This is a genomic window from Neisseria sp. (genome assembly GCF_030530745.1).
Classification (GTDB): domain Bacteria; phylum Pseudomonadota; class Gammaproteobacteria; order Burkholderiales; family Neisseriaceae; genus Neisseria.
In genome coordinates, this window is the sequence record NZ_JAUMUI010000001.1 from 154,341 (window position 1) to 181,333 (window position 26,993).

The following is a 26,993-nucleotide window of genomic DNA, read 5'->3' on the forward strand; positions in this document are numbered from 1 at the left end:
ACCTGAGAAAGTTTGTCCCGTGCGTGTGTGGTGAAGGTAAATCGCAGCCTTATGTTCAGGCTTGTTTTGATTATCGGGTACGGCCGGTTTTGTTTTCTAAAAAACCGCCCTGCCCGCCGCGCACATCGGCGGCAAACCGGCAAAGCGATTCCTTAAAACAGATTTTTGACGGCGGTGGCGACGGTTTGTTGTTATTGTTTTAATGAGAGACGGTTTTCAGACGGCCTGTGAATCAGGCTCTAGATATTTATGGTTGTTTTATGCGGTTTATATCGGTTACCGATTCCCGCCACACGGTATCGCAGCCGATCACGACCGGCCGCTGCGGCAGATCTTTACCCGCCACCGCATCCAGCAGCATCTGCGCCGCCCGTGCGCCCATGGCCGTATAGGGCAGATCGGCGGTGGTCAACGGCGGAAACAGCGTTTCGGCAATCGAGCGGTGGTCGTCGTAACCGGCCACCGATATTTCTTCGGGCACCTTGATGCCGCGCGAACGCAAAATGCCGTAAAGCCTCACCGCCATTTCATCGTTACCGCAGCACAAAACAGTGGGCTGTTTCGGCAGCGCCAGCAGTTTCCCTACTGCCGCCTGCAAAGATTCGCTTCGGTTGGTGTAGTCGGGGTAGCCCGCCAAATCCAAAGCCGCATCATAAGCGATGCCCGCTTCTTCCAACGCGCGGCGGTAGCCGAGGCGGCGCAGTTTGCTGGCAACAGTCTGCGGCTGCAGGCTCAGATAAGCAATACGGTGGTGGCCGGCTGCAATAATCCGCTTTACCAAGCCGTATTGGCCTTGTTCGTCGTCGGGCAGCACCGACGGCGTGCCCTGCTTGTCGAAACAGTTGACCAAAACCAGCGGGCAGTTGGGTTTCAGCTCCGGCAGGCGTACTTCCTGATGAAACTCGGCCACATACAGAATACCCTCGGCCCGGTGCTCCAAAAATGTGCGCATCAGCATTTCCACCTGATCAAAACGGTTGCCCGTGTCGGCAATCATCACCGTTTTGCCCGCTTCGGCCATCGTGCGCTGTATGCCCTGCACCAAAAACATATCGGGCAGGCCGCCGCCGCTGTGGCGGTCGTGATGGCGGGAAATCGCACCGGTAATCAGACCCACCAGCCCGGAACGGTTGGAACGCATGATGCGGGCGGCAGACGAGGGGATATAACCCAGCTCTTCCATCGCCGCCTCCACTGCGGCACGGGTTTTCGCACTCACCGGCGCATCACGGTTCAAAACCCGGCTGACGGTTTTGGGCGACACGCCTGCCCGTTCTGCAACATCATAAATCGTGGCCATACCTGCCGCTTTCCTGCGGATTTTTCTTACCGCAGCTGCCTGTTTCGGTTAATTGCGGCAAAGCATATCACAGATGACATCGGTGTCATACCGTTTTTTATACACAAATTTGAGAAAAATCAATCTATCTTTTCATTCTCCTGCCGTACTTTTCGCCGCTTTCCGGGTCAAATACTTATTTGTGTGAAAATAACGGCATGCAGGTTATACTACACGCCGCTACAAACCCGTTTCAGACGGCCTCACCTTGATAAAGTCCATCGGAAATAAAACATGAACAACATCACCCAGTCCGCCGCCTGGCAAAACCTGCAGGCCCATCAAATCAATACCGCCAATATGCGCATGCGCGAGCTTTTCGAAGCCGATCCGCAACGCTTCGACAACATGCACGAAACCCTGCACGGCCTACTGTTCGACTACAGCAAAAACCGCATCAGCGAAGAAACCCTGCAATTATTGTGCGAACTGGCCGAAGCCGCCGGGCTGCAACAGCAGGCCGCGGCCATGCGCCGCGGCGGCAAAATCAACATCAGCGAAAAACGCGCCGTGCTGCATACCGCCCTTCGCCTGCCCGCCGATGCCGATCCCGTGCTGGTAGACGGCGAAAACATTATCCCCGCCGTACACCGCGAACTCGACCGCGCACTGGCTTTCGCCGAAAACCTGATTAACGGCGTGCACACCGGCGCCACCGGCAAACGCATTACCGATTTCGTGCACATCGGCATCGGCGGCTCGGACTTAGGCCCCCAACTGGCCGTGCAGGCCCTGCAACCCTTTCACAAAAACGTGCGCGTACACTTCGTTTCCAACTCCGACGATGCCAACATCGCCCAAGTGCTCGCCCCCCTCAACGCCGAAACCACCGTTTTCTGCGTGGCCAGCAAATCGTTCGGCACCCCCGAAACCCTGCTCAACGCCCACGCCGCCCGTGCCTGGTTCCGCGACGGCGGCCTGCGCGAAGCCGACATCGCCCGCCATTTCGCTGCCATTTCCAGCGACGTGGCTGCCGCACGCAACTTCGGTATCTCACCCGACAATGTATTCGCCATGTTCGACTGGGTGGGCGGACGCTATTCCGTATGGTCGGCCATCGGCCTGCCCGTGATGGTGGCCGTCGGCGGCACCCACTTCCGCAAATTTCTCAGCGGCGCGCACGCAATGGACAAACACTTCTTCAACACCCCGCCGCGCCGCAATATCCCCGTTTTACTGGCCTTAATCGGCATATGGTACGGCAATTTCTGCGGCGCGCACGGCCAGGCCGTCGTGCCCTACAGCCACAACCTGCGCCGCCTGCCGGGCTATTTGCAGCAGCTCGACATGGAAAGCAACGGCAAACGCCGCACGCTGCACGGCGACACGGTGGAATGCCACACCGGCGGCATCGTGTTCGGCGAAGAAGGCGTTAACTGCCAACACGCCTTTTTCCAACTGCTGCACCAAGGCACGCGGCTGATTCCCGCCGATTTCATCGTGCCGATGCGCACCCCCTACCAAATCGGCCGCCAGCACCGCTTCACCGTCGCCAACGCCTTCGCCCAAACCGAAGCACTGATGCGCGGCAAAACCCTTGAAGAAGCCCGCGCCGAACTCACCGCCCTGCCTGAAGCCGAACGCGAAGAGCTTGCGCCGCAGAAAGAATTTCCCGGCAACCAGCCCAGCAACAGCATACTGATCGAAGAAATCAACCCGTTCAACCTCGGCATGCTGATTGCCATGTACGAACACAAAGTATTCGCCCAAGGCGCAATTTGGGGCATCAACTCTTTCGACCAATGGGGCGTGGAATACGGCAAAGCGCTGGCAAAAAACATCGAACCCGAGCTTGCCCGCACCCAAAACATTCAACACGATTCTTCAACCGCCGGATTGATTGCGTTTTACCGCAAATGCAACCCATAGGCCGCCACCTTTTGCCGGTAAGGCAGAAATCAAACCGATGCGGCCGGTGCTTTGTCAGAACCGGCCGCATCGTTTGTTTAAACACACAGCCGCCCGAAGGCGGCTGGTTAAAGGCAATGCCGGCATCGTTTTTTGCGGCGGTTCCGAATTGCCGGACTCAAACTCGGTTCGCCCCCACACACTCACTCAATCCTTACATACGCCACCGACAAAATTTCAATCACTTCCCTGCCCTCCGGCCCGTTCAGCACCACTTCGTCGCCTTCGCGCGCTTTAATCAGGCTGCGCGCCAGCGGCGAAATCCATGAAATTTTGTTTTTGGCCGTGTCGATTTCGTCGATACCGACGATTCTCACCACCTGTTCGCTACCGTCGCCGCGCAAAAGTTCCACCGTGGCGCCGAAAAACACTTGGTCGGTGGCTTCGCGGATTTCTGGATCGACCACTTGCGCCGCTTCCAAACGCTTGGTTAAAAAACGGATGCGGCGGTCGATTTCGCGCATACGGCGCTTGCCGTAGAGATAGTCGCCGTTTTCGCTTCGATCGCCGTTGCCCGCCGCCCAATTCACAATCTGAACGATTTCGGGGCGTTCTTTGTTAACCAGGCTGTACAGCTCGTCTTTCAAAGCCTGCCAGCCTGCGGGGGTGATGTAGTTGGGTGTGTTGCCGCTCATGTAATGCCGTCTGAAATGTACAAAAGTGCATTTTAACCGATTGCCGCGCTTTTTTCAGACGGCCTCCCTAGGGGCTGTTGACAATTAACGCAACGGCGGTGTTTTTGGCCAAAAATACCGCCGTTGCGTTGAATGTCGGCAGCCCCTAATTTCCGACTAAACCGGACCCGTTAAAATTTATCCTGTATTTCCCGCATCATTAAGGAGTTGCCATGAAAAAACCGTTTGCCCTGATGACCGCTGCCGCGCTGATATTTTCCGCCGCCGCACCTGCGTCCGCCCAAACCTATATTTCAAGAAAGCAGGCAGTTGCCGCCGCCAAAGCCAAAGTGCCCGGGCGCGTTGCCGATGTAGATGCAGAACTTGATTCACGCCGCCCGCATTATGAAGTGGATATTTATACCAAACGGGGCCGCAAACACGAAATCAAAGTAGATGCACGCACCGGCAAGGTTTATTCAAACCGTATCGACTATGATGATTGATAAAGGTTTTACAAATGCTTCAGGCCGTCTGAAAAAATTTCTTTATAGAAAACTTTTCAGACGGCCTTCTTACAGGCTGCGTTAACAACCGATACCCATCAATACGGTTTTTCCGTAACTTGGCGTAGTAACTTCTATGCCTGCACCCGGCCGCGCCGGTAGGCCGCATATTTCCGGTATAGCCACACAGCCACAAACACCACCACGAATACGGCCAGAACCGGCAGAAACAGGCTGAGCAGCGTCATCACCACCGCCGCACCGGTTTCCAAAACCGAAAACACGGGATTGGCCGTGCCGCCCGTGGCGGCGGTACTGGCTGCGCGGGTGGTGGCGTTCACGCCTTTAATGGCCGCCGCTGCGCCGCCGCCTGCTATAACCGCCAGCGCCCACGTTACGGCGGGGCTTAAATCGGCGGCGGTCGAGGCCATCACGGCCGTGCCCGCCAAGCCGGCCAGCGGTACTGCGAGCGTGTCGAGCAGGTTGTCGACAAACGGCACCAGATAGGCCAGCGATTCGGTGATGGCGGCGATGCCGAGGATAATCAGCGCGTTGGTGCTGCCCAGCCACTGCCAGCTTTCGTTCAACGGCCACATGCCGAAATAAGCCGACACGCTCAGGGCAAACAAAGGCAGAAAAACGCGAAAGCCCGAGCTGGCCGCCAAACCGATGCCGAGCGCGATGCTGATAAGTGTTTCAAAGTTCATGATTTTAATCGAAAACAGAAAACGCGCATGATACTGCAATCTTGCGCGTTTGCGGCAGATTTACGATTATGGCAACCCGGCCCGTCAATATCTCGGTACAGCAGGATCGGCCTGCAACGACCAGGCGTCGATACCGCCTTGCAGGTTATACAGTTCGTCGAAACCTGCGTTGGCCAAATACATGGCGGTGTGCAGGCTGCGCACGCCGTGGTGGCAATACACCACAATCGGGCCTTCGTCGGGCAACTCGTTGTGGCGCAGCGGAATCAGGTTCATCGGAATATGCACATGGCCGGGCAGCGCGCAAAAGGCAACTTCCTCGTCGGTGCGCACGTCGAGCAGGGTTAACGGTTTGCCTTCGGCAAGCCATTGCTGCAATTGTTGGGGGGTGATTTGCGGAATCATAATGAGTGTGTTTGAGTGTGTGCAAGGCCGTCTGAAACGCGTTCAGACGGCCTCAAACTTTGCAAAATTAAATTCCCGCCTGCTGTGCAGGTTGGGCGTTTCTGATGCTGGCCGGCCGTGCGGAAGATTCGGCCTGTTTGTTAAAACTGAAATTTTCCGGCGGCTGCGGGGGTATTCAGATAAGGGATATAAGTGTCGAACAACGTGTGTTCGGTAAAGCCTTCGCCGTGGCGGGTAATCAGCAGGGCGCGCTGAACAGGCGCGCTGCCCGCCACCACCACCATACGGCCGCCGTTTTTCAATTGGTTTTTCAAGGCTTCGGGCACAACGGGCACGGCACCGCCGATATAGACGGCATCGAACGGGGCGCTTTCCGAAACACCTGCCAGGCCGTCGCCGGTTTGATAAACCACATTATCGAAACCGAGCCCGTCAAGCACGTTTCGGGCACGCTGTTGCTGTGCGGCGTCGATATCAATAGTGGTTACGCTGCCGCCCAGTTTGTGCAGCAGCGCGGTGGCATAACCCGAGCCGGTGCCGACCTCCAGCACGCGCTCGCCCGCTTTCAGCGCTAACCCCTGAATCAGGCGGGCAACGATTTTCGGCTCCAGCATGCTGCCGCCGTTAGGCAGCGGCAGCGTTATATCGGCATAGGCGTAAGCCCGCTGCGCTTCGCCCACAAAACGTTCGCGCGGCACTTCGGCCAGTGCGTCTAAAACATCGAAATCCAACACATCCCAAGGGCGGATTTGTTGTTCTACCATATTGAAACGTGCTTGCTCAAAGTTCATGCCTTGCTCCGTGGCGGTTTGATATTCGGATTGTTTTTGGATTATACGGTGTTTGACGCGGGTATCACAATGTTTCAGACGGCATGTGCAGCATCTCAGCTTGATTTTTTTCGGCTTCAGACAAACCGTTAAAAACTATCATAAAAACCAAAATTTTATCATGGCAGTTTTTCACTGCTTTTTATAAAAACCGTTCAGGCCGTCTGAAACCGAATTTTTCAGACGGCCTGCATAGATGGTTGGGCCATTAACGTATTACCGGCTTGTATTTAATCCGTTTCGGTTTCGCGCCTTCTTCGCCCAAGCGGCGTTTCTTGTCGGCTTCGTATTCTTGGTAGTTGCCGTCGAAGAACACCCATTTCGAATCGCCTTCTGCTGCCAGAATGTGGGTGGCGATGCGGTCGAGGAACCAGCGGTCGTGCGAAATCACCATCACGCTGCCGGCGAATTCGAGCAGCGCATCTTCAAGCGCGCGCAGGGTTTCGACATCAAGGTCATTTGACGGTTCGTCGAGCAGCAAGACGTTGCCGCCGCTTAACAGAGTTTTGGCCAAGTGCAGGCGGCCGCGTTCGCCGCCCGAGAGGTTGCCTGCGATTTTGCTCTGATCGCTGCCCTTGAAATTGAAGCGGCCCAAATACTGGCGGGCGGGGATTTCGAACTGGCCGACTTGCAGAATGTCGCGGCCTTCGGCGATGTTGTCGAACACGGTTTTGTCGTTTTGCAGGCCGTCGCGGCTTTGGTCGATGAGCGACATTTTGACGGTTTGGCCGATTTTCACTTCGCCGGAATCGGGCTGCTCTTTACCGGAAATCAGTTTGAACAGGGTCGATTTACCCGCGCCGTTGGGGCCGATGATGCCGACAATCGCGCCGGGCGGTACTTTGAAGCTCAAATCGTCAATCAATACTTTGTCGCCAAACGATTTGCTCACGTTGGTGAACTCAATCACTTCATTACCCAAACGCTCGGCCACGGGGATGAAGATTTCCTGCGTTTCGTTGCGTTTTTGGTATTCGTAATTGCTCATTTCTTCAAAACGCGCCAAGCGGGCTTTGGATTTGGCTTGGCGGCCTTTGGCGTTTTGGCGCACCCATTCCAGTTCCTGTTTCATGGCTTTGATGCGGGCGGCTTCGGATTTGGCTTCGTTGGCCAAGCGTTGCTCTTTCTGCTCCAGCCAAGACGAATAGTTGCCTTTCCACGGAATGCCGTGGCCGCGGTCAAGTTCCAAAATCCATTCGGCGGCGTTGTCCAAGAAATAGCGGTCGTGGGTCACGGCAACCACGGTGCCGGGGAAGCGCACCAAAAATTGCTCCAGCCATTCGACTGATTCGGCATCCAAGTGGTTGGTAGGCTCGTCGAGCAAGAGCATATCGGGCTTGGAGAGCAAGAGTTTGCACAAGGCCACGCGGCGTTTTTCACCGCCCGAAAGTACGCCGATTTTGGTGTCCCAATCAGGCAGGCGCAGCGCGTCGGCGGCGATTTCCAATTCGTGTTCCGCACCGCCGCCGGTGGACGAACCTGCGGCGATGATGGCTTCCAAGCGGCCTTGTTCTTCGGCCAGCGCGTCGAAGTCGGCATCGGGGTCGGCATAGGCGGCGTAAACTTCTTCCAAGCGTTTCTGTGCGGCGGCCACTTCGCCCAAACCGCTTTCCACTTCCTCGCGCACGGTTTTTTCGGGGTCGAGTTCGGGCTCTTGCGGCAGGTAGCCGATTTTGATGCCGCCCATCGGCACGGCTTCGCCTTCAAATTCTTTGTCCACGCCCGCCATAATCCGCAGCACGGTGGATTTGCCCGCGCCGTTCAAGCCCAAGAGGCCGATTTTCGCACCGGGGAAAAAGGATAGGGAAATGTCTTTGATGATGGTTTTCTGCGGCGGCACGGTTTTGCTCACACGCAGCATGGAATAAACGTATTGGCTCATAGCAATCTCTTAAACTTCATGCATAGATTGGAAAATTTCACACAACCCGGCAGGCCGTCTGAAGCCTACCGTTCCTACTGTTTAAAGATTTTTACATTTTAACCGAAAAAATCTTTTTTAAAAACAATGAGTGAAGATAAGCAGCATCCCCCAACCTCCCGCCGACACATACCGCTGTTTAATAACCATATCGGTCTTAAATATCTTCAAAATTGCCAATTTCGGCAGATCCAATACACAACCGCTCAAAAGCAACTGAAGTGGTTTATCCGGCATTGGCTTCATTCTGCCAATTGCTTCAACACACAGCCGCCTGAAGGCGGCTGCTTGTCCAAATCCCGGCGGCGTTTGTCCGGCAGCAGGTTTCAACACACAGCCGCCTGAAGGCGGCTGCTTATTAACATACCATCCCTTGTTGTGAAAGACGTAGTTTCAACACACAGCCGCCTGAAGGCGGCTGCTTCGGGCTTCCCGCAAATTTCAGTCGGCCAGTTAATGTTTCAACACACAGCCGCCTGAAGGCGGCTGCGTTTTGAAAGGTAGGGCGCATAAACGGCCTTGCCGGTTTCAACACACAGCCGCCTGAAGGCGGCTGCATTAAAGTTTATTCCCCTAGCATGATTGAGCTTGTTTCAACACACAGCCGCCTGAAGGCGGCTGCGTTGTTGGTGTAGTTCTTGCATTACTTGTGAATAGTTTCAACACACAGCCGCCTGAAGGCGGCTGCTGGATGTATGCTGGCAGCGGCTGCGACTTCAACGGTTTCAACACACAGCCGCCTGAAGGCGGCTGCCTATAGGCGGTATAGCCGTTGCCCAAAGCCTGCAGTTTCAACACACAGCCGCCTGAAGGCGGCTGCACGCATCTACCTGGTCGTCATGCCTCCCGTTGGGGTTTCAACACACAGCCGCCTGAAGGCGGCTGCTTCAATACCACGGGGCGAAGTAGTTAGTTCTGAAGTTTCAACACACAGCCGCCTGAAGGCGGCTGCGTCCCGGCAGTACCGGAATAAGACGGGGATTTTGTTTCAACACACAGCCGCCTGAAGGCGGCTGCCTGACAGATTTCTTTTGGCGTTGTTTTACATAACGTTTCAACACACAGCCGCCTGAAGGCGGCTGCATGGATAATCATCCAATGCCAGCGGGGCAAGGTTGTTTCAACACACAGCCGCCTGAAGGCGGCTGCTGCGTGGTTTTGGCATCTTTAATACTCCGTAATTGTTTCAACACACAGCCGCCTGAAGGCGGCTGCAGGCTGCCGTTGCCGAACGCAGCCGAAAACTGCTGTTTCAACACACAGCCGCCTGAAGGCGGCTGCGCCCAACCTGCGCACGCCCTGCATCCTGCACTGGGATGTTTCAACACACAGCCGCCTGAAGGCGGCTGCTGAATTAAAGAGCAGTTATGCTTATTACAAGCAGGTTTCAACACACAGCCGCCTGAAGGCGGCTGCCCGCGCCCTTGGCCTCAATCCTACGTAAAACAGAGTTTCAACACACAGCCGCCTGAAGGCGGCTGCCTTCACGATATGAGTTTGCATATTATTCTCAAGTGTTTCAACACACAGCCGCCTGAAGGCGGCTGCGTAATAACGGCTGCGGAAGAATCCTCAATATAGACGGTTTCAACACACAGCCGCCTGAAGGCGGCTGCACAAAGCTTCGCTTCGCTTCGTTTTGTATGCTGAAGTTTCAACACACAGCCGCCTGAAGGCGGCTGCTTTTGCCGTTCATCTATCCTGTATCACCTTGTATATGTTTCAACACACAGCCGCCTGAAGGCGGCTGCATAACGCGGTCAAAGTGCCCACTTGCCAAACTATGTTTCAACACACAGCCGCCTGAAGGCGGCTGCGTTGGCGCAGATTTAGACAAATTAAGCAGCACGGTTTCAACACACAGCCGCCTGAAGGCGGCTGCTTTACCCTACCCGGCAGCTGATAGACGGGGATTAGTTTCAACACACAGCCGCCTGAAGGCGGCTGCTTGACCGCCCTTTTCGGGGATTTGCGCGGCCTGCAAGTTTCAACACACAGCCGCCTGAAGGCGGCTGCCTTCACATTCAGCCTTGGCGTGGTAAGCGAAGAGGTTTCAACACACAGCCGCCTGAAGGCGGCTGCCTGATTCATATTTGCGCACTGTACCCTGTTTCGTGTTTCAACACACAACCGCCTGAAGGCGGCTGCACGATTACAAATGCCGTTTCTGAATTGACTTTTAGTTTCAACACACAGCCGCCTGAAGGCGGCTGCCCATTACGCCGCTGGGCAGACGGTTGATATAGCTCTGTTTCAACACACAGCCGCCTGAAGGCGGCTGCAGAAGAAGGGCGCGGGCTGAAAAAGCCGATTTGTTGTTTCAACACACAGCCGCCTGAAGGCGGCTGCGTCGGTACTGGTTTCAGCCAGCTTTACTATCTGTTTCAACACACAGCCGCCTGAAGGCGGCTGCCTAACAACATTTTTTCTTCTGTTTCCACACAAATGTTTCAACACACAGCCGCCTGAAGGCGGCTGCGCGGCCATGCCGTCAAAACCAAAAACGACAAAATGTTTCAACACACAGCCGCCTGAAGGCGGCTGCTCCCTATGGTTTGAAGCCTTGCTGGGTAAGGCTTGGCGGCCTTTGATTCGCTAAACTTCCGCATAGGGAGTGATTTGCAGTATAGCACGGTATGAATTTTTATACTGCATTTTTATAACATACTGATTTTTAAAGAATTTTTTGCTATCGCTAACCTGCCTGCATTTTAATGAGAACCGCAGGTTAGCGAATTATAAAATCAACGTATCCTTAAATATATCCACCGCCGGTTTGGCACCGTAGTGCTCTACTTTTCTGCGCCATTTGCTGCCCAAATGGTAAAACCGCAAACTGTCGCACTCGGGGTTGTAAGTTTCCAATAATTTTGCTTTCAATACTACCCACTGATCGGGCGTAACGTCGCATTCAAACACCGAATATTGCGCCCGCACGCCGTAATCCAGGCAATGTTTGGCAATCCTGCGCAGCCGTTTCTGCCCTTCGGGATCGTCAAATGAAATATCGTAAGTAATCAACATCAGCATTGGTAAAATTTTCCTAAAAAATGACCGCTTGCAAACCGGCTACCTCATTAAAAACGGCGGATATTCCGCCAAATCGCCGCGTAAATGGCGGGCGAGCAACATTGCCTGAATATATGGCAATAATCCGATTTCTACTTCCTCGTTCAAAAAAGGATGAACTATTTTTTCCTGTTTTTTCGCCTGTAAGGTTTGGAATATCAACTTGCGTGTTTCAGGTTTAATCATAATTGCACCACTTGCTTCGCTAACAAAGTCTGTTGGTTTGATTTGCCCGCGGTTAATCAGCGACAACACCATTCTATCCACCCACCAGGCACGGAATTCTTCCAAAATATCCTGTGCCAAACTGTCTCGCCCCGGACGGTCGGCGTGCAAAAAGCCCACCTGCGGATCCAAGCCCACGCCCTGCAAGGAACCGCTGATGTCTTTACCTAAAATACTGTATAAAAACGACAGCAACGCATTCACCCCGTCGCGCGGCGGGCGGCGGTTACGTCCGTAGAACACAAAACCGCTTTCTGTCTTAATCAACTGCCCGAACACGCCGAAGTAGCGGGCTGCCGCGTCGCCCTCGATACCGCGAATCAGTTCCAGATTTTCCGCTTTTTTCAATTGCATCAGTGATGAATTTAATGCCGAAACCGCCGTCTGAATCTCCGCATTATCGCCGTGATTGCGAATCTGCCGCTGCAACACCCGCTTGGAAGCCTGAATTTTGGCGGCGATAATATTGCGTGCCACCGGCACGGGGTTTTGCTCGGAAAGCCGATACTGCGTCCGCCGCAACAGCACGTTACCGCTCTGCCGCCCTTGCAACCGCCCCAAAAAACGCCCGTTTTCGGTGAAAAACGCCAAATTGACATTATTTTCACCGCAAAACCCCATCAAAAACGGCGACACCAACACATTGCCGAAACAGAAAATATGCCCGATGGAATGCACCGGCAACTGTGCCACTTTTTTGTGATCTTGCTCCACCACCAAAGTTTCGCGTTCTTTGTGGAGATAACTGCCTTGAGTGGTGATATACAGCGTATTTTGCAGCTTACGCATGGTTGAAAAACTCCCTTTATTTTGACCGCTCTTTTGTTTTTGGAACAACTTACCATTTAGGCCGTCTGAGAAAATCAGTCTTTCAGACGGCATAGAACAAAAAACAGATAACCACTAACGCGTTCGTGTTCAAGGACACAACCCATGTTTGCTTCTATTTATATGCAATTTAGTATCTTCATGCTAAAATACTCTTGGCTTAAATTCACAACCTTAATTAAAGGAACATTAAATGAAAAATAGATTTTATTTAAAAACGAAGGTCCTAACGATCAAATAATATTCGATGCCCTTCATTATGCTTCCGAAATTTCTACTCAAAATAATGACAAGCATATTCATATCATATTTCCCCATAAAGCTAATTTTGAATCAACCAATCTTGGTAAAATAATTGACCAAATATTTGGTAATGGTTCAGCCAAGAAATTATGCAAAGGTGAAAGCATAGGAAATTTAGATTTTATACTACCATCAAAAATTAACCTCCATAATTCGTCCGGTACAATTTTGGCAATTTATTGTTCAACTGATGATATGAATAAAATAGACTCAAATGCTTCTGCAAATTCAATTATATTTGTATCATGGCTCTCAGAAGAAGCTGATATTTGGGAGAGTACTTGGCATAATAATGGGCTTAACATTATTCACGGGGAATCCTCTCAACAAATTGAAATTTTACCAGAAGAAATCACATCATCATTAAAACGGTTAACCTCTATGGTTAATCTATCTACTGGCTTGGCGCACCCTTCAGATCAAAAGCATGCTCAACGTATTTTCAAAGAGCTACAAGAAAAAGGATACAAAGCCGATGAACAAACAGTTGCAAATTGGGCCATAGCCAATGGCTGGAATGCTCGCCATTTGAATGATCTCAAAAAACTAACCAAGAGATATCTTTCATAATTTTTATTCGTTCAATAAACCCTTAGATGACTTTTTTAAATATTTAAAAAAACCATCTAAATTACAATCTATAGGCAAATTACGTAGGTTGGATTAGACAAAATTCTGTAACCCAACCTACGTTTACTCATCATCTAGGTCAAGTCTTTCTCTTTCTTCCCTTATTGCCTCCAAATCACCTTCACTAAGCTCTCATTCCAAATAGTAAAAAAATTGTATTTTTATTATCTAGTATTTCATTCATTTCATCTAAAATTATTTTCTACAAAATTATTCTCTTCTATCTCATCAACATTTTTTAATAATAACTCTTGCGGCAAACCACTTTTTAACCCGAGAAAGTTATCATGAAAGGTATAAACCCGATCATCATGTCCAGTATCTACAAGAATATTCACAATATTTTCTACTATTACTCTCCAAACAACCCCTCCACATACCCCACCGACTTATCCTTCTCCAGCAACTTCGGTTGGCAAATTTCTATCAGCGAGCAGGCTTTGCAGTGTTTGCCGTATTCGGGCAGCGGGGTAGTGCCGCTGTCTAACAGTTCGCGTACTTGGCGGATCGCGTTCAGGGTTTCGGCTCTGAGGCCATCTGAAAATATTACCGGCACGCGGTGTCGGGTTTGCATATACCAGAGTGCGCCCTCGTCTATAGTTTGCCCCGTCATTTCTTCCAGACAAAGCGCTTGGGCGCAGAGCTGGATTTCGTCCATCGCGGTGGGTTTGGGCCTGCCGCGTTTGTATTCTACGGGTTTCAGGCTGCCTGTACGCAAATCCCGCTCCACCATATCGGCAATGCCCGTCAGCCCCAAGCGTTCGGCGGACAAATGCACGCTGCGTTCAAACCGCACGCCTTTGCGGGTTTCAGGCTCGCCGCCGTCCACTCGTTCGTGCAGCACCCGCCCCTGTGCGGTGAGAAAATTCTCCGCCCACGCCTGTTCGTTGTGAATCAACGCACACTGGCGCGGGCAAAAGGCGTAGTGTTGCAGGGCGGAGAGGGGAACGGTGGGTAGATCCCGTTCCCCTGTGCCTGCAAGCGGTGGTTTTTGCTCAGAATTTTGCAAATTTTCCGTCATCAGAAACCGTCTATTTCTTGAGGTGTTAATCCGTCGAGATTATCTAACCGATAGCTGCCGTCGGCGTTTACTTTCAGGCTGCCGTGTACGTTGGCGGACGAATATTGCCCTGCTTTGCAATTGTGTTCCCACCAGATGAGTTTGAGTACCTGCATACTGCCTTCGGGGCGGGCGGAAGATGCGTCGCCTTCAAACAGTTTGGTGAGCACGGCTTTGATTTTGTCGGCATCGCCGTCTGAAAAGCCGGTGCGTTCGGCCAGCTGCGGCGACATGGCGCCGAAGGCGACGTAAATGCCGCTGTCCACGCGGTGTTTCATGCCCATGGTGTCGGAGCCGCGTTTGCTGCCGTCGCCTTCGCCGCTGACGCTTTTGGTAATTTGCGTACTGGTGATATTGACCGGCTCAACACTGAATGCGGATTGAATGGTTACGGGACCGCGTACGGCAATCGATACGCCTGCGCCGTCATCACTTTTGCCGAATGCGAATACCTGCCCGAAGCTGCGCACGTCCAGCCATTTTTCACAGGCTTTTTTAGCAGTTTCGTCTTTATCGGCTTTTTTACCGAATGCCTCTGCCCCCAAGCCGACTTCTTTGTCTTTGGCACGGTTGGCAAGGCTGGTCATGCCGTCGGTTTTCTTTTCGTCGGATTGTACGAAGATGGCTTCGCCGCTGTCTTGCAGGCGGTCGCGGATTTTGCGTTTCAAACAAACATCGGTCATTTCGCCGATGCCTGAAAAATCGGCACGCGGGCGGTTGCCGTTTAAGGGGTCGCCGTTGGGATTGGCGTTTTTGACGCTGATAATCAGGGCAAAGTCGATTTTTTTGGTTAAGCTCATGTTGTTTTCCTTTCAATGTTCAGGGTTATTCAGGGGTTTCGGTTTTCTTTTGTTTGGCGGCTTTGCGTGCGGCAATTTGGCGTGCCAGCTCCATTTTTTGGCAGTGGTAACCGAGCAGGAATTCGCCGCTTAATTTGTCGTCGCAAACAAAGTCGTCGGTTTGGAACAGCTCCATAATCTCACCGATGGCCTGCGTGCCCGTATCTTTGCCGCGGCTGCGCAGTCGGTCTTGATAGGGTTTCAGTGCCAATTCGATATTGCGCCAAGTGGCAAAAGGGTGTTCGGCAAAGCGCTGCATATAGCGTTCGGCGGTGGTGGCGCGTTTTTCCTCCGCCAGATAAAGCGCATAGGATTCGATATTTTCGGCAATGGCCAGCAGCCTGCCGTACAAGTAGTCGCGTGAACGGTTTTCTGTATCTAAACTCATAGGGTAAGTTCTCCTTTCTGATAAATCATGATGACGGGCGCGCCAGCCTTTGTATAAAGCGCAAGCGACGCCGATGTTTCTTTGCCACTCCCAATTTTCGCTGCCGCTCGGATTGCAGGCCGTCTGAAAACTTTTTTGCACCAAATCATAAGGCATCGGCACGTTTTTACCGCCGGCAATCACGGGCAGCAGGCGGGCGTAGAGTTGTTTTTTCAGGGCATCGCTCAATGTCTGTCCGTAAACGGCGTAGCCGATGGCAGACGGCGACGGCGGCACAAACGCCCACAGGGTTTGTTTATCTGTTTTTTTGCCGTTTTGCTTTTCAATGCTGTGGCGTTGGTACCAAGAAAAATCGTCTATCCAAGCGTCCAGGTTGGCGAAATAGTCGGCAGGCAGAAATTCTTGGTAGTAAGTCAGCGCCATACGTCCCGGTGTGGCGGAGTCCAGCATGAGCAGGGAAATCTGTTCATGTTCTTTCAGCGCTTTTTTATAGCCGTGCAGTTTCTTTTTAATGATGGCGGCGGCCTGCCGCCCGATATTGACAGACCAATCGATACCGCTGTTTTCGTTTTCAGACAGACTGTTGATTTCGTCATTATTTTCAACCGCACTTGTATCCAGATTATCCCAGTCGATTTCGTCAAAAGTATCTTTTATCGGCGAAGGAATTTCTTTGCCGCTGATTGCCCAAGCAACGGTTACCTGATCGCCGTTGCGGATACCTTGGCGGGCGATCAGCCAACGTAATGCACTGTGTGCTTTGGCGGATACTTCCGCCGAGACACTGGCCGCCTCTTCAGCCGCTTCAAAACGCCCACGGAAGGTGTAGCCCGCCGTATCGTTGGACGAAATCAATTTGGCTTTATCGCCCGTATGACGCAATTTGGCAGGGTGCATGGTGGAAACCGACGTATCGATACCCTGTATCAAACAAAAACCCTGTTGTGCCGCACTGCTGCCGATGTAGTCTATCCACGACTGCTGCACGCTTTGATCCGTCCATGTTTCGCTATGCACATCGCCGGCAATTTCCACACACCAGCACACCAATGCCGAACCGAACTCGATTTCGCCCTTGGTTTTCGGCAATACGGAAAAAATCGGCGGGGCTTCGCCCTCCGCTTCCCATTTGCTTAAAACTTTGCCGTTTGCGTCCGACTGAAAAACGCCTGCCCGAACCAAATCGGCGACAACCGTGCCTTTGCCGACATAATCCAGCACGGCTTGCACTTTCGGGTGTTTGAATGTCGAGTCGCACCATTGCTGCAACTGCTTGCGATAACCTTCAAAATAGGCTTTTTTGCCGCCGCCGTAATCGGCGTAATCTTTGGCAACATATTGGATTTTGTCTGCCAGTGGGTGCGGTGCTTCACCGCTGGTACGGTTTTCCGATGATTCGGTAGCCGGCAGCATAATTGCCGTTTTTGGCGGCATTACCCGTGCCGTTTGAAATTCTCCTTGTCCGTTTAATACGATAACAATATGGGCATTTTGCAGGGTATGCCCGACGGGTGTCAGCGGTTCGTCATCGCTGTCAAACGTTTGCCCCGATACGGCTTCATACGTCCGATACAGTTTCTGCATCCAGCTCATAGTCCCAACTCCTCAGCCTCATCTTCCACAGGCTTGACGTTTTCGCCGCGTTTAAACGGTTTTTCAGGCTGCATTTCTCGGATAAAGCGGGTTTTCAGACGGCCTGTTTCATCGTTTACGCTTGGGAACTCAATCACGCCGTGTTCCATTTTCGCCGCCCAAAAACGGCTGACCAGCTCGGGTTTGCCCGTTTCTTCGGGATAGCCGAAGCTGTGAAACATCAAGCCGAAATCAAGGTTGTCGATCTCATCGTAAAAGCCTTTGCCCGAGCCGAATTCGCACGGTTCCACATAGCCTTGGCAATCACGCGTGCCCAAGAAAATATCCTGCCTGCCGCCGCGTTCCAGCATTCTTTCGGCAATCGCCATATGTTTGCCGAAATTGCGGTCGCCTTTGAGTTCTTCCCAATTTTCGTTCCAAGTGAAGTGCGCCTGCACTTGGTATTCCACATCTTGCAGAAAAGTGTAAATCGCCAGCGTATTGCCGCCGTTCCAGTCCAAGGGTTTGGTGGATTTGCTTTGGGTGCGGATCGGCTTCATTATGCGGATTTTGTCGATGTGCCAAATCAGGGTCGGCTTCCAGTAAATGCTTTTGACAATGCCTTTAACCGCTTCATAGGTCGGTACCTGGTAGCTGAATTTTTCGCCGCCGATTTTGGTAACGGGGTCGGTAAACAAAGCCTGCCGTCCCCAAACGCGGAAAGTAATGGTGCTGTTCATATCGCTCCTTCTATAATTCGTAAAACGGCATTTCGCCGGTTTCATCGACGGATAAGCCGTATTCATCGCTGTAATGCCCGTCTTTCAAATAATAAATGCCTGAGCCTGCTTGTACTTCATAGATAGCCTGTTCCTGCTCCAATTTCTGCCACACATTCGGAAACACGTTCACACTGTAGCGCTGCGCTTTGGCCAGCGTGCGGTACATTACTTTCGGTTTCCATTCGCCGCAAAGCAAAGCAATCAAATCCCTACCTTCGCCATATGGCACAATGACGGCGCGGGTCGGCGCATCAATGGCTTGAAAAGCCTGCCCCGCGCTTTTGAATGACTGCATCAGAAGCGGAAACAGCTTGGTTCTTTGATTGTTTTTCGCTGCATAAACATTTGAAGCATTATCGGAAAGCCAGTCCAATAGGCTACCTGAAATGCTGTTTTTAACCGCATAGCCCATCTCGCCGCTGCGGTTGTAAAAATAGTATTGGAAATACCGCTGCATGGCGGCAGGCTGCAAAATATCCTGTCCGGCAAATTCGCGCAATACGCGTTCGGCATTTTTCTGCCCTTGGTCAATATCGGGCAGCACCCGTGCCAAATCCGGCTCTTGCAGGTTGAGCACATACACCTGCCCTTTGCCGTTTTTTTCGCCATGACGATTACAACGCCCCGCTGCTTGGGCAATGGAATCCAGCCCGCCCAAAGCACGGATGACGCAAGCCATAGAAATATCCACGCCCGCTTCAATCAATTGGGTGCTGATACAGATCACGGGTTGTTTGTTTTTCAGACGGCCTTTGATTGCATCAAAAATGGTTTTGCGGTGTGCGGAACATTGGTTGGTGCTGAGGTGAAACAGTGCTTCTTTCGGCACGTTCTGCGTTTGACAGTATTGATAAAGTTCTTGCGCCCATTTTTTGGTATTGACGATAAACAGGCAGCTTGATGCCGTCTGAAACTGCTCCAATAAAAATCCGCCCGCTTCATTCACTGACCAGCCGCCCGCTTTGGGTTGATACTGGATTTCCACACGCGATAAATCGTCGAACAATTTGTTTTGCTCGTCGTTTTTACCCATCATTTCGGCGTTTTGCGCCAGTTTCAATTCGCCGAATTCCGATTTGGGCAATTTATCAAGCAGCGGCTGGGTGGCCGTGCACAATACCGCACTGGATTTGCCGAACTGCGTGAGCCAGTTCAGCACATTGCAAAACAGGTGCACGCATTTCACCGGCAGAGTTTGGATTTCGTCGAAAATCAGCACGCTGCGTGTCATCGGGTGGATATGCCGCACGCCGCGTGTGCCGCCGCCGAACCAAGCATCGAGAAACTGCACCATGGTGGTAAACACAATCGGCTTATCCCAATTTTCGGCAAGCAGTTTGTCCTGCCAGTTTTGCTTTTCAGGATCAAGGTTGGAATGGTGTTCCAGCACCCAATCTTCGCCGAGAATTTCACGCACGGTGCCTGCATTTTGGTCAATGATGGACGTGTAGGGAATGATGTAGATAATGCGGTCGAGATTGTGCTTTTGTGCGTGGTGCAAAGCATAACGCAGGCTCGCCAGCGTTTTGCCGCCACCGGTCGGTACGGTCAACGTGTAGATGCCTTGCGGGTCGGTAGCACGTTTCAGACAGGCATCGGATATCTCGCGGCGGATTTGGTCAATCGGGTAACGGATTTCAAAATCGGCCAGATGAGTTTCCAGCTTATCAATGGCTTCCTGCCAGTTGGGCTTTTGAGTCAAACGGCGCAAATCCTTTTGCGCTTCGCGTTCAAAATCCGCACTGTTGATACGGTCGGCATCAATCAGGCAGCTGAATAGAAAACGGGTGAGGCAGCCGAGATGAAATTCTTTGATTTTTTCGTTGCTGTCCGGTTGCTTCAAAATGGCTGCAAGCGGCTTTAACAGCAATTTAACCAAATCTTCATTAGCCAAACCTTCCGCCTGCCGCTTGACCGCTTCATCAGCATTTTGCTCGCACTCTGCCAAATGCGTCAGCGCATCGTCTTTTGAAAAGCGTATCCGCCAAACCGCATCGCCTTCAGGACTCAGGCAGTCAATCAATCCCGCGCCGTGGTGCGAAGCAATGCACAAGCCCAATATTTGTCCAACCAATTCGCCGATGCCGTTTTGCGCGCCAAACTTTTTCAGACGGCCATACACCCATTGTGCGCCCGCCGTGGAGTGGTCGATTTTCTTGCCGTTCGGCAGCGTATCTTCCACATCGACATCGGGATTCACGCCCGCTGCCGCCTTGATATAGCTTTGAAACGCTTGCGAATATTTACCGAAATCGTGCATTAACCCCAGTAACTCACCCGCTTCGGGCAAATCCAGCTTCGCCGCCAATTCGCGGGCAATGGCGGCGGTTTCGGTTAAATGAGTGGCAACAGATTGTTCCGATTTATCCGCTTGGCGGATATGGGCGATAAAATTTGTCATGCTTATCCATCCGTTCCATTACACACAGCCGCCCGAAGGCGGCTGATTTTCAAACGATGATCACTCACCAATCTTAGTTTCAACACACGCACGCCAGCAGGCGCACGACACAACAACCGTTTTTCAGACGGCCTTTTTCTCAAATCTTAAAAAATCCTCCAGTCTTTTTGCTTCATCTACTTCATCGTGGGCAATCAACAGGTATTTCCACGCCTTGCCGCCGTGCTGCGTGGCATAGTCCGCTGCCTGTTTGCACCAAGCCGCTGCCGCTTCGGTTTTGGCCAGCACTTCAGGGCTTTGCATATCAGCACGGGATTTGGTTTCTGCCATCAGGATAAAATCATCGCCCTCTACTACGAAATCGGGAATATATTCTTTCTGATCGGCACCTTGTTTGTAATAAATCTGAAATTGCCCCTTGGCCGGTTTGAACCATTTTTGCGCATCGCGCTCCAGAATCACGGCGAAGCGGCGCTCGGTGTCGGAATCGAATTTTTGCAGCGGATACAGGCACTTTTTAAACCCGCCGAACAGCATTTGCTTGATGCGCGAAACATCTTGCACCGTTTCGCGCACCGAATGCACCGGCTCGTTTGCCGAAGCGGTGTAATGGCAGGGTTTGAGCGCGGTAAAACCACGGCTGACATGCGCTTCATAATGCGTGGCTTTTTCCCAGAAATGCGCCGTCATTTGCGCATGAATTTCCCGTGCAATCAGGCGGCGGTTTTTATCCAACACATCCAGCGCTTCGGCCTCGGAAAGATAACTGCGCAAATGCCGCACCATCTGCCCGGCCAGGTCATACAAAAGATTAGCTTGGGTGAAGTAGTCAATATCGTCAAAATCGATCAGCGCGTGCACGATATAGTCTTCAGGGCGTTTCTCAACCAGCCCCAACTCGGCAGACAGGCTACTTTGCTCATCGGTATGCAGGTTGTGAATCAGGATTTCGCGCGCACCCGGCTGCAAATGCAGATTGCCGACATCCAGGGTAAAGGGGTGGAACCTCGTGCTGACTTCCCCGCTCGGCATCATGGTGATACGCGGAATATCGATGGTTTGCGCCACCAGAACTTGCGTGGTTTTCGCCACAATTTCCGCCACATCGGGCAACGCATCTGCCAATAATTCGCCCTGCGCACCCTGCAATTGCTGTTTCACTTCTTCTGTGATTTTTGCCTGAATATCCGCTTGCAATAAGGCTTGCGAAGTCGGCGCTTGTTGAGGGCGGGTTTCGTATCGGGCCGCCGCTTCCATAACCTTGCGGGCAATTTGTTTTTCCGCCTCACTGGTAAATATCGGCTGATCCGCTTCTGCCGGATACGCGCCAACCGTTTCAGACGGCCTATCCAACCCCAAACGGCTTTCTATACCGCTCGGAACGGTAACGCTCACTTTTTGCTCGTCTTCCCCGGCAGGATCCAAAATCACCTGCTGCAAGCGCAATACCGAACCGCCTTTGTTGGCTTCGTCAATAATTTCCTGAAAGCGGTCGTGCGCCACAATATTGAGTCTGTCCACCACTTCCACGCCGGTGCGCTTGCCATAAGGCAGGCGCAAGCCACGACCGATGCTTTGCTCAATCAAAGTGCGCGCATTGGCGGCGCGCAGCGGCACAATGGTATAAAGATTGGTTACATCCCAGCCTTCTTTAAGCATATTTACGTGAATCACGATTTCGGTCGGCTCGTCCACGCTTTCCACCGCCAAGAGCCGCGCAATCATCTCTTCCTCGTCTTTGCCCGACTTGCTGGAATCCACCTGAATCACCTTGCCCGCATAACGCCCGCCGTAAAAGGCATCGGATTCCAACAATGAAAGCAGCCCTGCCGCATGCGTGGTATCGCGGGCAATCACCAGCATAAAGGGTTTGACTGCCGGCACGCCGTTTTCCCGCGCAAAGGTTTGCAGCTCCACCTTGGTGTTTTCATGCAGGCGCACACCGTCTTCCAGCTTGATTTTTTCAATCTCTTCCGGCGTATGGTTTTGGGCGTTGAAATTACGCTGCGTTACCACCGCGGGCATTTTCACAAAACCGTCTTCCATCGCCCGCGCCAAGGGGTAATCCATCACCACGTTTTTAAACGGAATCGGCGCTTTGGCGGATTCCACAAACGGCGTGGCGGTCAGCTCCAAACCCAACAGCGGATTCAATTCGTTAATCGCCCGCATCCCCGCCTGCGCGCGATAACGGTGCGATTCGTCCATCAGCAGCACCAAATCGGGCAAGTTAGCCAGATAATTGAAATAACTGTCGCCCAACACCTCGCGCATCCGCTTGATACGCGGCTCCTTGCCGCCACGCACTTCGGAATTGATTTTGGAGATATTGAAGATATTGATGCGCACCTCGGTAAAGAAATCCGCCATGCCGATATTCTGCTGCTCGTAATTGTCGCCCGTAATCACGCGCGGCGGGTTCACGGCAAATTCGCCGATGCCCTTGAATACATATTTCGGCGTATTGGGCGAAAAATCGGCAATCAGCTTGTTGTAAATGGTCAGGTTCGGTGCCAGCACAAAAAAGTTGTTAATACCGTGCGCCAAATGCAGATAGGCGACAAATGCCCCCATCAGACGCGTTTTACCCACCCCCGTTGCCAAGGCAAAGCACAGCGACGGAAAATCACGTTCAAATTCCTGCAAGGTGGAAAATTCGGCCTTCAGCGTTTCCAGCACCGCCGCCACATCACGCTGATGTTTCAGCATTTCAGGGGCGGCATCCAAGGCTTGTTTCAACTTCGCCAGACTTTCCGCCTGCGGTGTGCGCAAAGACAAGCGTCCGTTGATATGGTTTTGAATTCTTGTGGTCATTATTTGTCTTCCTTATCCGTTTGTTTTAACAAGCGGTCAAAATCGCTTTCAAACAAGCGGTCTTGCACAATGCGGTATTTTTCAAATTCGCTTTCCGCATGTGCCTTGGCGATTTCTGCCGTTACTTTTCCCGCATCCTGCAACACTTCGCGGTCGGCGGCTTCAATAAAGCGGTTCAAACGCACCTCCCAATCCTGCATGGTCATCGGAATGTGGCGCATCGCCATATCTTCGGCAATATCCAAATAGGCGTTGACCAAGCGCGAAAGCTGCGCCATTTCGTATTCGTTCAAATAATTTTTGGCAACAGAGACATCAAATTTCTGAATCTTGCCGTGTGGCGCGTCTTTCCAGGACTGCAAGCCCATATGCGGCTTTTCGGCATCGGCCCGGTGATAAATAACCTCTGCCGCCGTCTGCCCGTGAATTGCCCAATGCAGCTTGTTTTGCACCGTGGCAAAAAACCGCTTGGTGGCTTGTGCCGTAACGTCATAATCCACCGCCGTAGCATAAATATCGGTGATTTTCTGATAAAACTTGCGTTCGGACAGGCGGATTTCCCGTACCCGCTGCAACTGCTCTTCAAAATATTCTCGGGTAAATACCGAACCGCCGTTTTTCAAACGTTCGTCATCCATCACATAAGCTTTGATGGTAAAACTTTCCACAATTTCGGTTGCCCATTTGCGAAACTGCACCGCCCGTTCGGAATTAACCTTATAGCCCACGGCAATAATGGCAGACAAATTATAGTGTTTGGTATGGTAGTTTTTGCCGTCGGCGGCAGTTATCCGAAAATTTCGGATAACTGAATCTGCCTGTAGCTCACTGTCGGAAAAAATTTTTCCCAAATGATAGTTCACTGTGCGGACATCCACATCATAAAGCGCCGCCATCATTTTCTGCGTCAGCCAAACATTCTCATCGGCATACACCGCCTGCACACCGCCTTCCTTATTGGCCGCCACAAAGGTCAGATACTCCGCCGCCGATGAGCGGGTAATGGAAACCGCATTCTGTTTTTTCACCATATCAAAGATCCTCCTGCCAATCCGACAATTCGCTTTCCAACTCCTCCACCGTCGGCAGATTACTGACCAAGGATTCAGGCAGGGCGCGTACCAGTTCGTATTCGGCGATGCCTATCGGCTTATCGATACCGGACAAAGCATATTCGGCCACCAAGCGGTTTTGCGTTTTGCACAACAATAAACCAATGGTGGGGTGATCATCAGGAGCTTTCACTTGCGCATCGACCGCCGCCAAATAAAAATTCAACTGCCCTGCATGCTCCGGCTTAAATGCCGTGGCTTTTAATTCCACCACCACATAGCATTTCAAACGCGTATGGTAGAACAGCAAATCGATGAAAAACTCATCGCCGTTCACTTCCAAACGGTATTGCCGCCCCACAAAAGCAAAACCACTGCCCAATTCCAACAGAAAATGGGTAATATGCCGCACCAATGCCTCTTCAATATCGCGCTCATGCGCTTCCTCCCCCAAACCCAAAAAATCAAACAAATAAGGGTCTTTCAGGGTCTCTTGTGCCAAAGCAGACGTAGGCGCAGGCAAGCGGGCGGTAAAATTGGTAACCGCCTGCCCTTGGCGTTCATGCAAGCGGTTTTTGATATGGATTTCCAAAGTGGCACGCGACCAAGCCTGTGCTATAGCCTGCTGTAAATACCACTCTCTTTGCTGTGGTATTTTCACCTTATCAATCAAAGTACAAAGATGAAACCACGGTAATTGTGCAGCAGCCTGCTGCACAATTTCAAAATCCGGCCAAGCCTCAGCAAACGCACGCATATATTTCAGATTGCGGGTAGAAAACCCCTTCATCTCCGGAAACGCTTCCCGCAGATCGCGCCCTAGGCGGTCAATCACTTTACTGCCCCAGCCTTGTGCCGCCTGCCGCTCTAAAATATCCCGCCCGATATGCCAATACAGGGAGACCAGCTCGGCATTTGCCGCCAAAGCCGCTTTTTGCCGCGCCGCCAGCACCCGCCCTTTGATTTCGGTAAGCCAATCGCCGTAATCGGCGGGTAACAAATGGTTTTTATTCATTTGCCTCCCCCGCAAACAAATCCTCCTGATTGTCCGCCGCACTTTTGCCTTTTGCAGCTTTATTGCGGTTTTCAGGCAGCCTTTCAGACGGCATCGGTTCAGGCTCCGCCATCGGCAGATTGGCGACATTCAAACTGTAATCGTCATGCCCCCATTCGCAGCGCGCCAGCACCATTTTCGGGATTTTTTTCAAAGAAAGATTCGGGAAACGCTCCGCCGCCTGCGCCGCCGTAATGCCGCGCCAAGCGGCGCAGCACACCAAGAGGCTTTGGTTTTCGCCCACCTCGTCCGACAGCGCCTGCAACTGTTCGGCAGACAACGTTTGTGTGGTTACATAAATAAAATCGCGCTCGCTGGAAAAACCGTGCTGCCACCACAAGGTTTCAGACGGCCTGTAAGTAAAGCCCTCCAGCTTGGCCAGCGCTTCCGCCAGCATTTCGGGGTTATAGTCGGGATTGATGACCGGATTGCCCCACGCATCGTTCACAATCAGGGTCGGCGCCAAGCGGTAATAACGGAAGCCGCCGCCGCCCTGCCAGTTCACCGCCTTGGAAATCCCGCCCTGATCGGTGCCGTCAATCACCTTTTGCAAACGCGGAATAATATGCGTATGGCAATGCTCGCCCAACTCCACCATAATCCAGCGCCGCCCCATTTTATGGGCGACTGCGCCGGTGGTGCCGGAACCGGCGAAAGAGTCTAGGACTAGGTCTCCGGGGTTGGTGGCTAGCTCCAAACATCGCTTAATTAAACGTTCTGGTTTTTTCCCTTTACGGAAAGTAACTCCTCCTTCATTTGCAATTCCTTCCCATGCGATATCCTTCCAAACATTTGTTAGTAAGGCAGTTGCTGATAATTTTCCATCAATTTCAGCAACATTTTTCTTGTAAAAAATTAATTGTTGACCATCAATAATATATACATCATCTAAACCACTAGATCGTTCTAGCTTAAAAACTCTACCAGGCGCCTTCAAAGATTCTTTTTTCAATTGGACAATTTTTTCTCCCGCTCCTAAATCACTAATTGAAGCCAAACGACATACCTGTCTTGCATTATTTACAATGAAATCATTAAAATGTTCTAAAAGGGAGTCAGGTCTACGAGATCGTGAAGGAGGAGACTTCTCATACGCATCCATTAGTGGAACAAGCCTCCATTGAGAAAAATCCTCATCTGGATTATCTAGCCATTTGTTATATGCATAATCTGGTGAACGAGAAACACGGCCAGAATTCTCTATAAATTCGCTTTTATCTTTGGCATACCATAAAATATACTCTGATGATTTAAATACTCCAGGATTTACTGTACTAAACGCGGAAGGGGAACGTGCTTCAACAGTAATTCTATTTACAAAATTACTTCGACCAAACACTTCATCTAGCAAAACTTTACAATAGTCTAGCTCGTCATCATTCAAATGAACAAAAATAGAACCTCTTTTATTTAACAAAGAACTTAACAACTTAAATCGTTCATACATCAATCCAAGCCAAATGGAATGTTCTAAACCATCATCATAATTCTCAAAGGCTTCACCTGTATTAAACGGTGGATCAATATAAATACAAGATACTTCACCAGTAAACTCCTGCTCCAACGCCTTGAGTGCCAGCAGATTATCGCCAAAAATCAACCGATTATCAAAAATCGCCTGCTCGGAACGCGTTGCCGCATGATACGATTTCTCCGCATCCTCCAGCAAAATCCGCGCCTCCAACTTAGGGCGCTTGTCTTTGCCTATCCAAGTGAGTTCTAGTTTTTGTTTGATCATAACTTTAA

Annotated in this window: 21 protein-coding genes and 1 CRISPR repeat array; of the genes, 3 read left to right on the top strand and 18 right to left on the bottom strand. The window is 51.6% G+C overall.

What is annotated here, in order from left to right; genetic code table 11:
* Nucleotides 1-247 precede the first annotated feature (247 nt).
* On the bottom strand, nucleotides 248-1,300 hold the full coding sequence (locus Q3970_RS00735; protein WP_303098699.1) for a LacI family DNA-binding transcriptional regulator: 1,053 nt from the start codon (nucleotides 1,298-1,300) through the stop codon (nucleotides 248-250).
* 273 nt (nucleotides 1,301-1,573) lie between these two features.
* Here Q3970_RS00735 and pgi point away from each other — a divergent pair, with 273 nt between their 5' ends.
* Nucleotides 1,574-3,208 carry a glucose-6-phosphate isomerase gene (gene pgi, locus Q3970_RS00740; RefSeq protein WP_303098700.1) on the top strand — a complete coding sequence of 545 codons (1,635 nt, stop codon included), beginning with the start codon at nucleotides 1,574-1,576 and terminating at the stop codon, nucleotides 3,206-3,208.
* A gap of 182 nt (nucleotides 3,209-3,390) precedes the next feature.
* Here pgi and greB read toward each other — a convergent pair whose 3' ends face one another.
* On the bottom strand, nucleotides 3,391-3,882 hold the full coding sequence (greB, locus tag Q3970_RS00745) for a transcription elongation factor GreB (RefSeq protein ID WP_303098701.1): 492 nt from the start codon (nucleotides 3,880-3,882) through the stop codon (nucleotides 3,391-3,393).
* Between the two features lie 212 nt (nucleotides 3,883-4,094).
* On the opposite strand from greB, the gene Q3970_RS00750 reads away from it, so the two are divergent.
* On the top strand, nucleotides 4,095-4,367 hold the full coding sequence (locus Q3970_RS00750; RefSeq protein ID WP_303098702.1) for a PepSY domain-containing protein: 273 nt from the start codon (nucleotides 4,095-4,097) through the stop codon (nucleotides 4,365-4,367).
* 134 nt (nucleotides 4,368-4,501) lie between these two features.
* On the opposite strand, the gene Q3970_RS00755 is transcribed toward Q3970_RS00750, so the two are convergent.
* The 6 genes from Q3970_RS00755 to cas1c form a co-directional block, all read right to left on the bottom strand.
* On the bottom strand, nucleotides 4,502-5,074 hold the full coding sequence (locus tag Q3970_RS00755; RefSeq protein ID WP_303098703.1) for a DUF4126 domain-containing protein: 573 nt from the start codon (nucleotides 5,072-5,074) through the stop codon (nucleotides 4,502-4,504).
* A gap of 84 nt (nucleotides 5,075-5,158) precedes the next feature.
* Nucleotides 5,159-5,482 carry a rhodanese-like domain-containing protein gene (locus tag Q3970_RS00760; RefSeq protein WP_303098764.1) on the bottom strand — a complete coding sequence of 108 codons (324 nt, stop codon included), beginning with the start codon at nucleotides 5,480-5,482 and terminating at the stop codon, nucleotides 5,159-5,161.
* 137 nt (nucleotides 5,483-5,619) lie between these two features.
* Nucleotides 5,620-6,270: a protein-L-isoaspartate O-methyltransferase gene (locus Q3970_RS00765; protein WP_303098704.1), complete on the bottom strand. Its 651-nt coding sequence runs from the start codon at nucleotides 6,268-6,270 to the stop codon at nucleotides 5,620-5,622.
* A 247-nt stretch (nucleotides 6,271-6,517) separates the two neighbouring features.
* The gene (gene ettA / locus Q3970_RS00770; protein WP_303098705.1) at nucleotides 6,518-8,191 is read right to left on the bottom strand and encodes an energy-dependent translational throttle protein EttA; all 1,674 of its coding nucleotides are present in this window, start codon (nucleotides 8,189-8,191) and stop codon (nucleotides 6,518-6,520) included.
* Between the two features lie 295 nt (nucleotides 8,192-8,486).
* Nucleotides 8,487-10,775: a CRISPR direct-repeat array (repeat unit 32 nt; unit sequence GTTTCAACACACAGCCGCCTGAAGGCGGCTGC).
* Between the two features lie 191 nt (nucleotides 10,776-10,966).
* Nucleotides 10,967-11,260: a CRISPR-associated endonuclease Cas2 gene (gene cas2, locus Q3970_RS00775; RefSeq protein WP_303098706.1), complete on the bottom strand. Its 294-nt coding sequence runs from the start codon at nucleotides 11,258-11,260 to the stop codon at nucleotides 10,967-10,969.
* Nucleotides 11,261-11,299: 39 nt separating this feature from the next.
* Nucleotides 11,300-12,313 carry a type I-C CRISPR-associated endonuclease Cas1c gene (gene cas1c / locus Q3970_RS00780; protein WP_303098707.1) on the bottom strand — a complete coding sequence of 338 codons (1,014 nt, stop codon included), beginning with the start codon at nucleotides 12,311-12,313 and terminating at the stop codon, nucleotides 11,300-11,302.
* A gap of 537 nt (nucleotides 12,314-12,850) precedes the next feature.
* Here cas1c and Q3970_RS00785 point away from each other — a divergent pair.
* Nucleotides 12,851-13,225, top strand: a complete 375-nt coding sequence (locus Q3970_RS00785) for a hypothetical protein (protein WP_303098708.1) — start codon at nucleotides 12,851-12,853, stop codon at nucleotides 13,223-13,225.
* A 245-nt stretch (nucleotides 13,226-13,470) separates the two neighbouring features.
* Here the strand turns inward: Q3970_RS00785 and Q3970_RS00790 are convergent, their stop codons facing one another.
* The 10 genes from Q3970_RS00790 to Q3970_RS00835 form a co-directional block, all read right to left on the bottom strand.
* On the bottom strand, nucleotides 13,471-13,623 hold the full coding sequence (locus Q3970_RS00790) for a hypothetical protein (RefSeq protein WP_303098709.1): 153 nt from the start codon (nucleotides 13,621-13,623) through the stop codon (nucleotides 13,471-13,473).
* A gap of 14 nt (nucleotides 13,624-13,637) precedes the next feature.
* A complete protein-coding gene (gene cas4, locus Q3970_RS00795) occupies nucleotides 13,638-14,294 on the bottom strand; it encodes a CRISPR-associated protein Cas4 (protein WP_303098710.1) in 657 nt (218 codons plus the stop codon).
* 11 nt (nucleotides 14,295-14,305) lie between these two features.
* Nucleotides 14,306-15,145, bottom strand: a complete 840-nt coding sequence (gene cas7c / locus Q3970_RS00800; protein ID WP_303098711.1) for a type I-C CRISPR-associated protein Cas7/Csd2 — start codon at nucleotides 15,143-15,145, stop codon at nucleotides 14,306-14,308.
* 25 nt (nucleotides 15,146-15,170) lie between these two features.
* Nucleotides 15,171-17,165, bottom strand: a complete 1,995-nt coding sequence (gene cas8c / locus Q3970_RS00805) for a type I-C CRISPR-associated protein Cas8c/Csd1 (protein WP_303098712.1) — start codon at nucleotides 17,163-17,165, stop codon at nucleotides 15,171-15,173.
* Nucleotides 17,162-17,884, bottom strand: a complete 723-nt coding sequence (gene cas5c / locus Q3970_RS00810; protein WP_303098713.1) for a type I-C CRISPR-associated protein Cas5c — start codon at nucleotides 17,882-17,884, stop codon at nucleotides 17,162-17,164. The genes cas8c and cas5c overlap by 4 nt, the downstream gene beginning before the upstream one ends.
* A 10-nt stretch (nucleotides 17,885-17,894) precedes the next feature.
* Nucleotides 17,895-20,327 carry a CRISPR-associated helicase Cas3' gene (gene cas3, locus Q3970_RS00815; RefSeq protein ID WP_303098714.1) on the bottom strand — a complete coding sequence of 811 codons (2,433 nt, stop codon included), beginning with the start codon at nucleotides 20,325-20,327 and terminating at the stop codon, nucleotides 17,895-17,897.
* A gap of 123 nt (nucleotides 20,328-20,450) precedes the next feature.
* Nucleotides 20,451-23,141, bottom strand: coding sequence for a DEAD/DEAH box helicase (locus Q3970_RS00820; protein WP_303098715.1), 2,691 nt, complete (start codon nucleotides 23,139-23,141; stop codon nucleotides 20,451-20,453).
* On the bottom strand, nucleotides 23,141-24,172 hold the full coding sequence (locus tag Q3970_RS00825) for a virulence RhuM family protein (protein WP_303098716.1): 1,032 nt from the start codon (nucleotides 24,170-24,172) through the stop codon (nucleotides 23,141-23,143). The genes Q3970_RS00820 and Q3970_RS00825 overlap by 1 nt, the downstream gene beginning before the upstream one ends.
* Nucleotide 24,173: 1 nt before the next feature.
* Entirely contained in the window at nucleotides 24,174-25,208 is a 1,035-nt protein-coding gene (locus Q3970_RS00830; RefSeq protein ID WP_303098717.1) for a YhcG family protein, read from the bottom strand.
* A complete protein-coding gene (locus Q3970_RS00835) occupies nucleotides 25,201-26,985 on the bottom strand; it encodes a site-specific DNA-methyltransferase (protein WP_303098718.1) in 1,785 nt (594 codons plus the stop codon). Before Q3970_RS00835 ends, Q3970_RS00830 begins: the two co-directional genes overlap by 8 nt.
* Nucleotides 26,986-26,993 lie beyond the last annotated feature (8 nt).

What these genes read in the sequence shown, in the direction of transcription:
- Q3970_RS00735 (WP_303098699.1), bottom strand. Translation starts at nt 1,300, where the DNA reads ATGGCCACGATTTATGATGTTGCAGAACGGGCAGGCGTGTCGCCCAAA.
- pgi (WP_303098700.1), top strand. Translation starts at nt 1,574, where the DNA reads ATGAACAACATCACCCAGTCCGCCGCCTGGCAAAACCTGCAGGCCCAT.
- greB (WP_303098701.1), bottom strand. Translation starts at nt 3,882, where the DNA reads ATGAGCGGCAACACACCCAACTACATCACCCCCGCAGGCTGGCAGGCT.
- Q3970_RS00750 (WP_303098702.1), top strand. Translation starts at nt 4,095, where the DNA reads ATGAAAAAACCGTTTGCCCTGATGACCGCTGCCGCGCTGATATTTTCC.
- Q3970_RS00755 (WP_303098703.1), bottom strand. Translation starts at nt 5,074, where the DNA reads ATGAACTTTGAAACACTTATCAGCATCGCGCTCGGCATCGGTTTGGCG.
- Q3970_RS00765 (WP_303098704.1), bottom strand. Translation starts at nt 6,270, where the DNA reads ATGAACTTTGAGCAAGCACGTTTCAATATGGTAGAACAACAAATCCGC.
- ettA (WP_303098705.1), bottom strand. Translation starts at nt 8,191, where the DNA reads ATGAGCCAATACGTTTATTCCATGCTGCGTGTGAGCAAAACCGTGCCG.
- cas2 (WP_303098706.1), bottom strand. Translation starts at nt 11,260, where the DNA reads ATGCTGATGTTGATTACTTACGATATTTCATTTGACGATCCCGAAGGG.
- cas1c (WP_303098707.1), bottom strand. Translation starts at nt 12,313, where the DNA reads ATGCGTAAGCTGCAAAATACGCTGTATATCACCACTCAAGGCAGTTAT.
- Q3970_RS00785 (WP_303098708.1), top strand. Translation starts at nt 12,851, where the DNA reads ATGAATAAAATAGACTCAAATGCTTCTGCAAATTCAATTATATTTGTA.
- cas7c (WP_303098711.1), bottom strand. Translation starts at nt 15,145, where the DNA reads ATGAGCTTAACCAAAAAAATCGACTTTGCCCTGATTATCAGCGTCAAA.
- cas8c (WP_303098712.1), bottom strand. Translation starts at nt 17,165, where the DNA reads ATGAGCTGGATGCAGAAACTGTATCGGACGTATGAAGCCGTATCGGGG.
- cas5c (WP_303098713.1), bottom strand. Translation starts at nt 17,884, where the DNA reads ATGAACAGCACCATTACTTTCCGCGTTTGGGGACGGCAGGCTTTGTTT.
- cas3 (WP_303098714.1), bottom strand. Translation starts at nt 20,327, where the DNA reads ATGACAAATTTTATCGCCCATATCCGCCAAGCGGATAAATCGGAACAA.
- Q3970_RS00820 (WP_303098715.1), bottom strand. Translation starts at nt 23,141, where the DNA reads ATGACCACAAGAATTCAAAACCATATCAACGGACGCTTGTCTTTGCGC.
- Q3970_RS00825 (WP_303098716.1), bottom strand. Translation starts at nt 24,172, where the DNA reads ATGGTGAAAAAACAGAATGCGGTTTCCATTACCCGCTCATCGGCGGCG.
- Q3970_RS00830 (WP_303098717.1), bottom strand. Translation starts at nt 25,208, where the DNA reads ATGAATAAAAACCATTTGTTACCCGCCGATTACGGCGATTGGCTTACC.
- Q3970_RS00835 (WP_303098718.1), bottom strand. Translation starts at nt 26,985, where the DNA reads ATGATCAAACAAAAACTAGAACTCACTTGGATAGGCAAAGACAAGCGC.